Annotated in this window: 15 protein-coding genes; 8 read left to right on the plus strand and 7 right to left on the minus strand. The window is 51.7% G+C overall.

Annotated elements, in window-relative coordinates; genetic code table 11:
• Positions 1 to 68 precede the first annotated feature (68 nt).
• The 8 genes from ylqF to clpX all read left to right on the plus strand — a co-directional run bounded on the left by ylqF (position 69) and on the right by clpX (position 7713).
• On the plus strand, positions 69 to 941 hold the full coding sequence (gene ylqF / locus RUMCAL_RS03115) for a ribosome biogenesis GTPase YlqF (protein WP_370743203.1): 873 nt from the start codon (positions 69 to 71) through the stop codon (positions 939 to 941).
• The gene (rnhB, locus tag RUMCAL_RS03120) at positions 941 to 1591 is read left to right on the plus strand and encodes a ribonuclease HII (RefSeq protein WP_021681050.1); all 651 of its coding nucleotides are present in this window, start codon (positions 941 to 943) and stop codon (positions 1589 to 1591) included. The genes ylqF and rnhB overlap by 1 nt, the downstream gene beginning before the upstream one ends.
• Positions 1572 to 1955: a YraN family protein gene (locus RUMCAL_RS03125; RefSeq protein ID WP_021681051.1), complete on the plus strand. Its 384-nt coding sequence runs from the start codon at positions 1572 to 1574 to the stop codon at positions 1953 to 1955. Before rnhB ends, RUMCAL_RS03125 begins: the two co-directional genes overlap by 20 nt.
• A gap of 32 nt (positions 1956 to 1987) precedes the next feature.
• Positions 1988 to 3487 carry a threonine synthase gene (gene thrC, locus RUMCAL_RS03130; RefSeq protein ID WP_021681052.1) on the plus strand — a complete coding sequence of 500 codons (1500 nt, stop codon included), beginning with the start codon at positions 1988 to 1990 and terminating at the stop codon, positions 3485 to 3487.
• 11 nt (positions 3488 to 3498) lie between these two features.
• Positions 3499 to 4191 (plus strand): metallophosphoesterase, encoded by a 693-nt coding sequence (locus RUMCAL_RS03135; protein WP_021681053.1) that lies wholly within the window; start codon positions 3499 to 3501, stop codon positions 4189 to 4191.
• A gap of 169 nt (positions 4192 to 4360) precedes the next feature.
• Positions 4361 to 5698 (plus strand): trigger factor, encoded by a 1338-nt coding sequence (gene tig, locus RUMCAL_RS03140; RefSeq protein ID WP_040646748.1) that lies wholly within the window; start codon positions 4361 to 4363, stop codon positions 5696 to 5698.
• 120 nt (positions 5699 to 5818) lie between these two features.
• The gene (clpP, locus tag RUMCAL_RS03145; RefSeq protein WP_040646749.1) at positions 5819 to 6409 is read left to right on the plus strand and encodes an ATP-dependent Clp endopeptidase proteolytic subunit ClpP; all 591 of its coding nucleotides are present in this window, start codon (positions 5819 to 5821) and stop codon (positions 6407 to 6409) included.
• A 14-nt stretch (positions 6410 to 6423) separates the two neighbouring features.
• Positions 6424 to 7713: an ATP-dependent Clp protease ATP-binding subunit ClpX gene (clpX, locus tag RUMCAL_RS03150; protein ID WP_021681056.1), complete on the plus strand. Its 1290-nt coding sequence runs from the start codon at positions 6424 to 6426 to the stop codon at positions 7711 to 7713.
• 115 nt (positions 7714 to 7828) lie between these two features.
• Here clpX and RUMCAL_RS03155 read toward each other — a convergent pair whose 3' ends face one another.
• The 7 genes from RUMCAL_RS03155 to RUMCAL_RS03185 form a co-directional block, all read right to left on the minus strand.
• Positions 7829 to 8515, minus strand: coding sequence for a YczE/YyaS/YitT family protein (locus RUMCAL_RS03155; protein WP_021681057.1), 687 nt, complete (start codon positions 8513 to 8515; stop codon positions 7829 to 7831).
• Positions 8512 to 9102: a thiamine phosphate synthase gene (locus tag RUMCAL_RS03160; protein ID WP_021681058.1), complete on the minus strand. Its 591-nt coding sequence runs from the start codon at positions 9100 to 9102 to the stop codon at positions 8512 to 8514. Before RUMCAL_RS03160 ends, RUMCAL_RS03155 begins: the two co-directional genes overlap by 4 nt.
• Positions 9099 to 10265, minus strand: coding sequence for a 2-iminoacetate synthase ThiH (gene thiH, locus RUMCAL_RS03165; RefSeq protein ID WP_021681059.1), 1167 nt, complete (start codon positions 10263 to 10265; stop codon positions 9099 to 9101). The genes RUMCAL_RS03160 and thiH overlap by 4 nt, the downstream gene beginning before the upstream one ends.
• Positions 10266 to 10277: 12 nt before the next feature.
• Positions 10278 to 11057, minus strand: coding sequence for a thiazole synthase (locus RUMCAL_RS03170; protein WP_040646751.1), 780 nt, complete (start codon positions 11055 to 11057; stop codon positions 10278 to 10280).
• A gap of 39 nt (positions 11058 to 11096) precedes the next feature.
• Positions 11097 to 11297, minus strand: a complete 201-nt coding sequence (gene thiS / locus RUMCAL_RS03175) for a sulfur carrier protein ThiS (RefSeq protein ID WP_040646754.1) — start codon at positions 11295 to 11297, stop codon at positions 11097 to 11099.
• A gap of 165 nt (positions 11298 to 11462) precedes the next feature.
• Positions 11463 to 12239 (minus strand): histidinol-phosphatase, encoded by a 777-nt coding sequence (locus tag RUMCAL_RS03180; protein WP_242823484.1) that lies wholly within the window; start codon positions 12237 to 12239, stop codon positions 11463 to 11465.
• A gap of 16 nt (positions 12240 to 12255) precedes the next feature.
• Complete coding sequence (locus tag RUMCAL_RS03185; protein ID WP_040646756.1) at positions 12256 to 12912, minus strand: DUF308 domain-containing protein; 657 nt, start codon at positions 12910 to 12912, stop codon at positions 12256 to 12258.
• Positions 12913 to 12987: the final 75 nt, after the last annotated feature.

A 12987-nucleotide genomic window follows, 5' to 3' on the forward strand; every position in this document is an offset into this window, starting at 1 on the left:
CAAAGCCGCCAGGCGGGCTTTATGCAGTGTTTCCATCGGGAAAGGCGGCAGGCATGGCAGAAGAACTGATGCGGAATATCCAATGGTTTCCGGGACATATGACAAAAACACGGCGTATGATCGCGGCGAATCTGTCGCTGGTAGATGCTGTGGTGGAAATTCTGGACGCACGTGTTCCGCAGAGCAGCCGCAATCCGGAAATGGACAGCATGGTGGGCAGCAAGCCACGCCTGTTGCTGCTGAACAAGGCAGATATGGCAGACCCGTCAGCAACTTCCCGCTGGATCGCAGCCTACCGGAAACAGGGTTTTGTGGCTCTTGGCATGGACTGCCGCAGCGGAAAGGGCGTTTCCAATTTTGCACCGGCAGTGCGGGAACAGCTTCTGCCGGCACTGCTGGAAAAGCGGGCGGCTCACGGCATGACCGGTGCCCCCATTCGCTTAATGGTGGTGGGAATCCCGAATGTGGGCAAGTCCTCCTTTATCAACCGCATGGCACAGTCCAAGCGGGCGAAGGTGGAAGACCGTCCCGGCGTGACCCGTACCAAACAGTGGGTGAAAATCGGCAGCAACATGGAACTGCTGGATATGCCGGGCGTGCTCTGGCCGAAATTCGATGACCAGACTGTGGCACAGAAGCTGGCGTTTACCGGTGCGATCAATGACGATGTCATGGATCTGGAAGCACTGGCATGCCTGCTGCTGCAGCGGTTAGCGGTGTCTTATCCCAAGGCACTGGAAGAACGCTACCGCATGACCGACCTGCAGGCAATACAGGAAGATGGTTTTGCCATGCTGGAACTGCTGGGACGGAAACGGGGCATGCTGATCTCCGGCGGCGAGGTAAACACCGAGCGTGCTGCGATCACACTGCTGGACGAGTTCCGCAGCGGCAAGCTGGGCAGAATCACGCTGGAGCTGCCGGAACAGGAGGCACTGTAATGGCAAAGGCTGCACCGAAAAAGTCCACCGAGGAACTGTACGCGTGGGACGCGGAAAAACGGGGCAGTGGCTTGCTGCTCTGCGGTGTCGATGAAGCTGGCAGAGGTCCTCTCGCAGGAGATGTCTATGCGGCGGCGGTAATACTGGATCCTTCCAAGCCACTGATCGCAGGGCTGAATGACAGCAAGAAGATGACAGAAAAAAAGCGGGAATCTCTCTTTGCAGAGGTGCAGTCCGCTTGTCTGGCGTACTGCGTGGCATCTGCAACTGTAGCGGAGATCGAGGAACTGAACATTCTCGGTGCCACCATGCTGGCAATGCAGCGGGCAGTGGCTGGACTTTCGGTGCAGCCGCAGCTGGTACTGGTGGACGGCAATCGTCTGCCGCAGCTGACAATGCCGGCGGAAACCGTAGTCAAAGGAGATGCCACGTCGGCGTCCATTGCGGCGGCTTCGATTCTGGCAAAGGTGTCCAGAGATCGGACGCTGTATGCATTAGATGAACAATATCCGCAGTATGGGTTTGCGAAGCATAAGGGCTATGGCACCAAGGCACACTGTGAGGCAATCTTACAGTATGGACCATGTCCGGCACATCGGCCCAGTTTTTTGCGGAAGTTATATCAGAAACATGAAAATGAAAACAACTGAGATTGGCCGTCTGGGGGAAACCGCAGTTTGCCGGCAGCTGGAACAGCAGGGCTATTCCATTGTCCGGCGGAATTTCTGCGTCCGCGGCGGCGAGATCGACATCATTGCGGAAAACGGGGAGTATCTGGCGTTTGTGGAGGTAAAGACCCGCAAGCCGAACAGCCTGACTTCCGGATTCGATGATGTTACAGCAAAAAAACAGGCTCGTTTGATCCAGACAGCAGCCGTGTGGTGTGCAGAACACCCCACAGAGTTGCAGCCGCGGTTTGATATTGCCTGCGTGGTGATGCAGGGAAAGCAGATCCTGTCGGTGGATTATCTGGAAAACGCATTTGATACGACGGGCAGTGATTTTATATTTTAGGCAGGTATTCTGCCGGGAAAAGGGTGGTAACAGTGTTTTACAAGAGCACCAGAAACAGCAGCATTCGGGTAGAGAGTGCCGCTGCAATCGCAAAGGGAATTTCGGAAGAAGGCGGTCTGTTTGTACCGGAAACCATTCCGTCGATCTCTATGGACGAACTGAAATCGCTGGCTGGCATGAATTATGCACAGCGGGCAGCATTTGTGTTTTCCAAGTATCTGACAGATTACACCGATGCCGAACTGCGTTACTGCACAGAGAGTGCTTACACAACCAAGGCATTTGACACCGAGAACATTGCAGAGATCGCACACCTGTTCGAGGGAACCTACATGCTGGAACTGTGGCATGGTCCGACTTGTGCATTCAAGGATATGGCTCTGCAGATCCTGCCGTACTTCCTGACAACTGCTGTGAAGAAGCTGCACATGGACAAGAAGGTAGTCATTCTGGTGGCAACTTCCGGTGATACCGGTAAGGCTGCACTGGAGGGCTTCAAGGACGTTCCGGGCACCGAGATCATGGTCTTCTATCCGGTAGAAGGTGTCAGCGACATGCAGAAGAGGCAGATGGTGACACAGGAAGGCGAGAACGTTACAGTTTGTGCCGTAAAGGGCAACTTCGACGACTGCCAGAGTGGTGTCAAGAAGATCTTCACCGACCACAAGGTGCTGGAAGCACTGGAACAGGGCGGTATGACATTCTCCAGTGCGAACTCCATTAACTGGGGCAGACTGGTACCGCAGATCGTGTACTATGTTTCCTCTTATGTTTCTCTGGCAGAATCCGGACAGATCGCATACGGTGACCTGCTGAACGTTGTGGTGCCGACCGGTAATTTCGGTAACATTCTGGCAGCTTACTATGCCAAGATGATGGGCGTACCCCTCGGCAAGCTGATCTGTGCGTCCAATATCAATAAGGTTCTGACAGACTTTATCCGCACCGGCGTATACAACCGGAACCGTCAGTTCTATCCCACCGCATCGCCGTCTATGGACATTCTGATCTCCAGCAATCTGGAGCGTCTGCTGTACCTGCTGACCGGTGAAGATGATGCCCAGATTCGGGAATGGTTCACTGCTCTGGCAGAACAGGGTACCTATGAGGTAACTGATGCGGTAAAGGCAAAGCTGACAGAACAGTTCTACGGCGGCTTCTGTGACGATGCCGAAACCAAGGCAACGATTGCAGAACTGTACAAGAAGTACGGCTATACCTGCGATACCCACACCGCAGTTGCTGTCAAGGTATATGAGGACTACCGCAAGGAAACCGGCGATACCACCAAGACTCTGATCGCATCTACTGCAAGCCCGTTCAAGTTCAGTGCAAGCGTTCTGGACGCACTGGGCAAGAAGCCGGCAGACGATGTTGATGAATATGATATGGTAGAGCTGCTGCATGAGGCTTCGAAAATGGAGATCCCGCAGTCGCTGGCTGCACTGAAGACCAAGCCCCGCCGTTTTGAGGGCAGCATTGATAAATCGGAAATGCAGCAGTTCGTATTGCAGGAACTGCACCTGTCCTGAACGGGGGTTGCATGCGGTTATTTACCATAGGTGACCTGCACCTCTCTTTTGGTGTACCGGACAAGCCCATGGACATTTTCGGCGGCTGGAAGGATTACCAGAAGCTGCTGGAACAAAACTGGCTGGAACGGATCGCACCGGAGGATACTGTTGTGCTGGCAGGAGATTTCTCATGGGGCATGACACTGGCACAGGCGGAGGCAGACTTCGCATTTGTGCAGAATCTGCCGGGGCAGAAGATTCTGCTGAAAGGCAACCACGACTACTGGTGGGCTTCGAAAAAGAAAATGGACGACTTTTTCACGGCACACGGATTCAATACGCTGCATATCCTGCACAACAACCACTATGCCTTCGGACAGTACGGGATCTGCGGCACCCGCGGCTGGGTGAGCATGCAGGGAGAAGCTGCCGATGCCAAAATTCTGGCAAGAGAAGTGCAGCGGCTTCAGGTTTCCATTCAGTCGGCTGTGGACGCAGGACTGGAACCCATTGTGTTCCTGCACTATCCGCCGATCTACGGAACGTCGATGAACTACGAGATTCTGGAAGTGCTGCACAAGTATCAGATCCGGAAGTGCTATTATGGCCATGTGCACGGAAAAAGCGGGCATAACCATGCATTTCAGGGGATGTATGAAGGCACAGAAATGCGAATGATTTCTAGTGATTATCTACAATTTGTGCCGGAACAGATTTTCTGAATTGTATAAAATGGAGAAGTGTTCAAAATATACTGGTCAAAACAGGACAAGTATGCTATAATAAATTTGTATGCATTTTGCATGAAAAGATACCCTGATGCAGAGTGAGCCCCGATCATCAGAGGGCACGCTTCAAGGGAATTGCAATACATTATTGGAGGACTCAAACATGAATCTGAAATCATCAAACAAGACAGATGTAAACATGACCGAACTGGTCGTTGAAATCGATGCAGAAAGCTTTGAAAAGGCAGTAGAAGCTGCTTATCAGCGTCAGAAGAAGAATATCTCTATGCCGGGCTTCCGTAAGGGCAAGGTACCGCGGAAAATGTGCGAGAGAACTTATGGCGAAAACGTATTCTATGAAGATGCGATCAACGCTCTGCTGAATATGGAACTGCCGGCTCTGATCGTGGACAACAAGCTGAATGTGGTAGATACCCCGAAGGTAGAAGTAACTGCTGTCAGCAAGGAAGACGGCGTTACCATGAAGGTCATCTGCGTTACCAAGCCGGAGATCTCTCTGGAAGGCTATAAGGGCATCGAGGCTCCGAAGGTTGTCAAGGAAATCGCTGACGAAGACGTAGATCAGCAGATCGAATCCATGCGTCAGAGAAATGCACGCGTGGTATCTGTAGATGACCGTGCAGCGGAAATGGGCGACGAAGTAAACCTGAACTTTGAGGGCTTCTTCGGCGACGAAGCATTCGACGGCGGCAAGGGCGAAAACTATCAGCTGAAGCTGGGCAGCGGTCAGTTCATTCCGGGCTTTGAGGAACAGGTTGCAGGTCACAACATCGGCGAAAACTTCGATGTTACCGTAACTTTCCCGGAAGATTACCAGATGGACGAATATGCAGGCAAGGAAGCTGTATTCCACTGCTCTATCAACAGCATTTCTCACGAAGAACTGCCGGAACTGGACGATGAGTTCGTAAAGGACACTTCTGATTTCGATACTGTTGACGAACTGAAGGCTGACGTTCGCAAGAAGCTGGAAGAAAATGCAGAAAACGCAGCTTCCAACTCTTTCGAAAATGCAGTTACCCTGAAGCTGATCGAAAAGGTAACCGATCCGATTCCGCACTGCATGTTTGAACATCGTGCAGACAGCCTGATGAACCAGTTTGCAAACCAGCTGAAGGCACAGGGCATCTCTATGGATCTGTACCTCCAGTACACTGGCATGACACAGGACGCACTGAAGGAAACTTATCTGGAACGTGCAGAAAACGAAGTAAAGCTGCGTCTGGCTCTGGAAAAGGTTGCAGAACTGGAAAAGCTGGAAGTTTCTGACGAAGATCTGGAAGCAGAAGTAAATCGTCTGGCAGAAGAAAACAACTTGACTGCAGAAGATGTCAAGAAGCGGATCTATCTGGAAGACCTGCGGGAAGACATGCTGGCAACCAAGGCGATGGAACTGGTCAAGGAAGCAGCTGTTGCAACAGACGCTCCGGAAGAAACCGAAGAAGCTCCGGCAGAAGAAACTGCAGCAACGGAAGAATAAGTACACACTGGCATTTTTGCCGAAATAGAAGTGAAAAAACAGACGGGCGAACGACTTAGTTCGCCCTCTGTAATATGTGGACATTTTTCGAAATGTGTCGATTTGGAAAGGAAGATGAACATGAGTAGTTTAGTACCTTACGTTGTAGAACAGACCAGCCGCGGTGAACGTTCCTATGATATTTTTTCCCGCCTGCTGAATGATCGTATCATCATGCTGTCCGATCAGGTCAACGATGCAACTGCCAGCCTGGTAGTTGCACAGCTGCTGTATCTGGAAGGACAGGACAATGAGAAGGATATTTCTCTGTACATCAACAGCCCTGGCGGTTCTATCACTGCCGGCATGGCAATCTACGACACCATGCAGTATATCAAGTGCGATGTTTCTACCATTTGCATCGGTATGGCTGCTTCTATGGGTGCATTCCTGCTGTCTTCCGGTGCAAAGGGAAAGCGTATCGCTCTGCCGAACAGCGAGATCATGATCCACCAGCCGCTGATTTCCGGCGGTCTGTCCGGTCAGTGCACCGATATTAAGATCGCTTCCGACCATTTGGTACGGGTTCGGAAGAAGATGAACGAAATTCTGGCAGAAAACACCGGAAAGCCGCTGGAAGTGATCGAAAGAGATACCGAACGCGATAACTATATGTATGCACCGGAAGCAAAGGAATATGGTCTGATCGATAAGGTCATCGCACACAGATAAAAAGAGGTGCTGAAATGGACGAGAAAAAGGAAAAACGATGCAACTTTTGCGGTAAGCCGGAGCATCTGGTAGAAGGCATGATCTCCGCCGCAGATGTAAATATCTGTAGTGAGTGCGTGACTTATTGCTATGAAATGCTCTATGGTCCCGTCGGCACGCCGGATTCCGCAAAGGATAAGAAGAAATCTTCCAAAAAGCCGGCAGAGATCCACCTGCTGAAACCGGCAGAGATCAAAAAGGTGCTGGACGAGTACGTCGTCGGTCAGGATCTGGCAAAGATCACGCTGGCAGTGTCGGTGTATAACCACTATAAGCGAATCCTCAACCAGTCCAAGGACGAGTCCGCACGAGATGTGGAACTGCAAAAGAGCAACGTCCTGCTGCTGGGCCCCACTGGTGTAGGTAAGACTTATCTGGCACAGACGCTGGCAAAGATTCTGGACGTGCCGTTTGCCATTGCAGACGCTACTACCATTACCGAAGCCGGTTACGTAGGCGACGATGTGGAAAACGTGCTCCAGCGTTTGCTGCAAGCTGCTGATTTCGATGTGGAAGCTGCGGAACGCGGTATCATCTACATTGACGAGATCGATAAGATCTCCAGAAAGTCGGAAAACGTTTCTCTGACCAGAGATGTCAGCGGAGAGGGCGTACAGCAGGCTCTGCTGAAGATCATCGAGGGAACCGTTTCCAACGTGCCGCCGCAGGGCGGCAGAAAGCACCCCAATCAGGAATTTATCCACGTGGATACCCACAATATCCTGTTTATCTGCGGCGGTGCGTTCGACGGTCTGGAAAAGCTGATCCAGAAGCGTATGGCTCCGGCAGCACTGGGCTTTGATGCTCCCATTGTGCAGCAGAAGAAAGATCTGGTCAATATTTTCCGTCAGGTAACACCGCAGGATCTGATGAAGTTCGGATTGGTTCCGGAACTGGTTGGCCGTCTGCCGGTCATCACCACACTGGACGATCTGGACGAAGAAGCCCTGATCCGAATCCTGACAGAGCCGAAAAACGCTCTGGTCAAGCAGTATCAGAAGCTGTTCGACTTCGACGACATTGAACTGGAACTGACGGACGATGCCCTGAACGCGATTGCAGCAGAGGCAATTGCCAGAAAGACTGGTGCCCGTGGTCTGCGTTCGATCATGGAGGGAACGCTGATGGATACCATGTATACCACACCTTCCGTGGAGAACGTCAAGAAAATCGTGGTAGATGCTGACTGCGTCAAGGGCACTGCCAAGCCGAGATTTTATGATGCAAGCGGCAAGGAAATCACCAATGTTCCGCAGGGAATCTGAAAAGGTGAGGTTTCTGCCGGCTCAGTCAAACAAGATTGAGTGACATCTTTTATAAACAGAAAACGCCTGTCTGATCTCAATGGTCAGACAGGCGTTTCCTTATATAGATGTCAGCTTATTCTCCGATATTTTTTTTCAAAAATCGCTCCAGCGGTGCGGTAATGTACTTGCTGAAGAATTTCACTACGAACCCTGTACAGAAAGCTGCAATGACTGTACCTTCCCGCGTTCCCACCAGCTTATGGAAAAACAGGAACGAGAGAATCACTGCCACTACAACACAGCTGATGTCAAAGGCAATTTTCACATTGCCGAATTCCTTGTGAATGGTATCCGATAACGCTTTGACAAATGCCTCTCCGGAATTCAGAATCACATTTGCAATGACCGCCAGCGTAATGCCGAATCCGAGAACTACAGTTCCTGCCAGTACCAGCAAAATCTGTACCACGTAGTGCTTCGGCGTGAAAAAGGAAATCAGCCAGACACCGAAATCCGTAAACCAGCCAAACAGAAAGGACAGCGGCACTTGCAGCAGCTGGAGCCATTGGAACTTTCGCCGCAGCAGTAAAATTTGCCCCAGAATCAGCACACAGTTCCAGATGATGAGCCAGTAGCCCAGCGACAGCTGCGGCAGCCGAATGCTCAGCACATTCGCCACCGAGGAGATCGGGGAAACGCCCAGTTCGCCTTTTTTGGTAATGGCAACTCCCAGGGCACTGAAAAATAGTCCGATAATGAATAAGAGATAGCGTTGTATCGTGTCAATCAACAGAGGGCTTTTGATTGTTTTTGCTTTCAAATCCGTTTCCTCCAGTTTTGAAATTCTGCGGGCACGTCCGGACACTGCATCATCTGCGACATCACACAGCAGCCGGCAGCACCAGCTTGCGTAATAGCGGGCAGCCGTTCCGGTGTAATGCCGCCGATCGCATAGACCGGAATAGAAACACTACTGCAAACATTCCGGAGAAAGTCCAGCCCTCGCGGCGGCAGATCCGGCTTGCAGGCAGTTGCAAAAATGTGTCCTGCAATCAGCCAGCTTGCCCCCAGTTTTTCCGCAAGCACCGCTTCTTCCGGACTGTGTACCGAAGCCCCGATTGCCGGAAGCCGTGCTCTCTGGGATTTGGTAAGAGTACGCAGAATCGGCATGGGCAGCTGTACCGGCAGCTGCAATGCTCCGACGACTTCCCGGAAACTGTTCAGCCACAGCGGCGTATGATATGCCTGACAAATCGCCAGACACTGTTTGGCAAGTGCTGCATATTCCGGAACGGACAAATCTTTTTCCCGTAGTAAGATCGCATCAGCCCCGCCGGCGGCAAGCTGCTTGATTCGTTCCAGAAAATCGCCGCGGCAGAGTTTTCGATTGGTAACGCAGATCATCATAAGATATTAGTGTTGATGTAGTCGGTATAGACCGGCTGCATGCCCTGTGCCAGAATGGCGTTGTGGATTTCCTCCAGACTTCTGGGGTCGGAGATCTCAAACTGGGCATCGCCTTTCTGCTGATGTTCTTCGTTGTGTCCGCCGATTCCCACATTGACTCCTGCGGAGATCTTGGTGGCAGCCAGCGGCAGCACATGGTCACGGAAGTCGGCACGTTCCCGCGTGGAAATGGTGAAGCTGGCAAAGGGCAGGAAAATGCGGCAGGCCAGCATCATTTGCAGCAGCTGTGTTTCGTGCACGTCGTTGGGGTTGGTTTCCTCGTGGTTTTTATAGGGACGCAGCCGCGGGAAAGAGAGTGCCATTTCACCCTGCGGATACTTCTTTTGCAGCAGTGCCGCATGCACACCGGCGGCGAACATGTCCTTGCGGAAATCCGCCAGCCCCAGCAGTACGCCGAAGCCGACACCACGCATGCCGCCCATCAGTGCACGTTCCTGTGCATTGACGCGGTAGGGGAAACAACGCTTGGCACCGGCAACATGCATTTCACCGTACCGCTGCAAGTCGTAGGTTTCCTGAAAAACGGTGACGAAATCTGCCCCTGCTTCCCGCAGCATCGCGTATTCGTCAGCATTCATGGGGTACACTTCCAGTCCGATCGTGGAGAAATATTTCTTGGCAATGCGGACAGCTTCCGCAATGTATTCCGGACCGGAAACAGAACGGCTTTCACCGGTGAGCAGCAGTACCTCCCGCATGCCGGTTTTGGCGATGTTCTCCATTTCCGCTTCGATTTCCGCTGCATTCAGCTTGCAGCGGGTAATGGGATTCTTGCAGTTGAAGCCGCAGTAAATGCACTGGTTTTCGCAGTAGTTGGAGATGTACAGCGGTGTGAACAGCAGCACATTGTTGCCGAAGTGCTTTTCCCGTTCTTCCTTTGCCCGCCGAGCCATTTGTTCCAGAAAAGGCTGTGCCGCAGGGGAGAGCAGTGCCGCAAAATCCTCGAAAGACAGCACATCTTTTCTCAATGCCGCCTGTACCTGCTTGGCTGTATACTGTTCCGGCTGATATGCCGTTCTGGCAGCGATCACATGGTCAAAAATGTCAGAATCGATTTGCTGCATGTTGGGCTGATATTCCATAGGGTCATAAATCTTACGCATTCCGCTTCCTCCTTAATCCTGTAAAAAGCCGGTCAGCGGGCTGGAAGCCTCTGCACCGGATTCCAGCACTCGGCCTAGCTTTGCCAGATATGCCGCACGTCCAGCCTCAATTGCCAGCTTGAACGCGTGTGCCATCATGGGGCAGTTGTCAGCGGTTGCCACAGCAGTGTTTGCCATGACCGCAGCGGCACCCATTTCCATAGCTTCGCAAGCCTGCGAAGGAGCACCAATGCCGGCATCTACAATGATCGGCAGGTCGATCTCGTCAATGAGGATTTGGATGAAGTCCTTGGTACGCAGTCCCTTGTTGCTGCCAATAGGAGCACCCAGCGGCATGATCGCAGCAGCTCCGGCATCTGCCAGACGGCGTGCCGCGATCAGATCAGGGTACATGTACGGCAATACGTGGAAGCCCTCTTTGGACAAAATTTCTGTTGCCCGAATGGTTTCGGCATTGTCGGGGAGCAGGTACTTCGTATCGGGAATCACTTCCACTTTTACAAAATCGCCGCAGCCCAGTGCACGGGAAAGACGGGCAATGCGAACCGCTTCGTCTGCGTTTCTAGCACCGGAAGTGTTGGGCAGCAGTGTCAGGTTTTTCGGCAGGTAATCCAGAATATTTTCCGGACTGTCGGCATTGGCACGCCGCAGAGCAATGGTGGCAATTTCGCTGCCGCCGTACTCCATGACATCACGGATCAGCTGCTGGGAGAACTTGCCCGAGCCGAGAATAAAGCGGGAGTGGAATTCCTTTCCACCCAGTACAAAAGTATCATTTTTGATCGTTTCCATAAGAATCTTCCTTTCTATCACAACATCACATATTTGCGGTCAGCATGCACCGCCGCCCATAAAGCTGACGATTTCAATCACGTCGCTGTCTTGGAGAAGGATCGTGGCATAGTCTTCTTTTGCCTCGATTTTCTCGTTGCGTTCCACGGCAATGCGGTGGAGATTGTACCCCTTCTCGTTCAGAAATTCCAGTAATGTCTGCGGTTTTTCCAGAGGGATCGAAACACCGTTTACCTGCATGGCATACACTCCTTTTCTACATTTTACCATAAAATTGCACAAAAAAAGGGCACACACCTTTTCGGTGGTGTGCCCCATTTTACAGTGATGATATTCTTTTCGAATACCCTTAGTATAGCACATTTTGCAGGAAAAGTCAACGCTTTTTCCTGCTGTGTAGAAATTTTACGCTTTTGCCATGAAATCCGGCAGAAAGTCCACAACCGGTAAGTCATACATTTTTGCCAAGTCCAGACAATTCTGTATATATGCGACGTTGGAAAGCCGGTCAGGCGTGTGGGCATCGCAGCCGATGATCGCAGAATTTCCCGCTTTCTGTGCGATGCGGAGAAATCTGCCGGAGGTGTAGTGCCGGTGTTCCACAACGCCCAGCAGGTTGATCTCCACCGGAATGTCGTGTGCTTTCAGATACTGGCAGAGCCGGAGCATGTGTCGTTCGTAGATCTCGTCCGAGCCGATGTAGTGGATCAGGTCGGGGTGAGCCACATAGGCATATTTTCCGGTTTCCATGCCCTCAATGACAAGGTCTACATACCGCTGCAAATCCGCCTCGGATTTTGTTTCATGACCAGTATAGGGACCGGTGACTTCGCTGGCAGTGAAGTGTTCTCCCAGCAGCATGTAATCCACGGGATAATCCTTCAGCAGCCGGTCCTGTTCTTCCATCAGTTCCGGAATATATTCTGACTCAAAGCCGATGTAAATGGTAATATCCTTGGCATATTCCCGCTTCAGGTTTTCCAGCGAGGTGAAGTAGCCGTCCAGTTCTTTTGGTTCCATGCGGGTGTGGGAAACATAGTCCGGCGGAAAGATCCACGGACAGTGGTCAGAAAATCCCAGCACTTCCATGCCCGCCTGAATTGCCTGTTCCACATACTCCTTGTCTTCGCCCCATGCATGCTTGCAGCGGGCAGTATGGGTGTGATAATTTGCTTTCAACATGAATGGCATACGCTCCTTACTGTTCTTCCGGTGACTGCGGGGCTTCTCCTGCGGCATCTGTATCTGCATCAGTGATAGTGGTTTTTGTAAAGCTGGTTTCCACTACGTTGCCGGAGTACTTGGGAGCCAGCCGTGCAACGATTTCGTTGATCATTCGCAGCACGCCGCTGATAATCATCAGAATGCCAATGATGTTCCAGCCGGTGTTCTGGTTGATGAAGATCACATAGATCAGAATGAAAATTCCCAGCAGGCAGTTGGTGACTGCAAAGAGCATGGAAGCCACAATGTTGGTGTCCGCTTTGCGGAATTCCATTGTGTTGACGATACCGGAAATGCCGTTGCACAGTACGCAGATGCCCAGAATGATCGGGATCAGCTTGTTGATGGTAAACGGCAGGATAATGAGCAGGGCACCGAGAATCAGCAGAATGATGCCGGTCGTCAGTGTCTTAGCGGGCTGCGGGGGCTGACACTGGCGGCGGGAAGCATACACTACCACTTCGATCAACCCGATCACGGCAATGAGAATGCCCAGCGTGGTGAAGATACCGTTCACCAGTTTCTCGTTGACCTGTAGCAGAATGCCCAGTGCGATCAGGCACAGCGGCAGCACAAAGGGAAATATCACATAGAACATGCGTTTGGAAAATGGTGTTTTTTTGGATTGCATCAGTAAAACTCCTTTCGCATCAGGGAAACACTGAATAAAGCTTGCGTACAAAGCCGTCAGGCGGGCTTTATGCAG

The organism is Ruminococcus callidus ATCC 27760 (assembly GCF_000468015.1).
GTDB classification, from domain to species: Bacteria; Bacillota; Clostridia; order Oscillospirales; family Ruminococcaceae; genus Ruminococcus_C; species Ruminococcus_C callidus.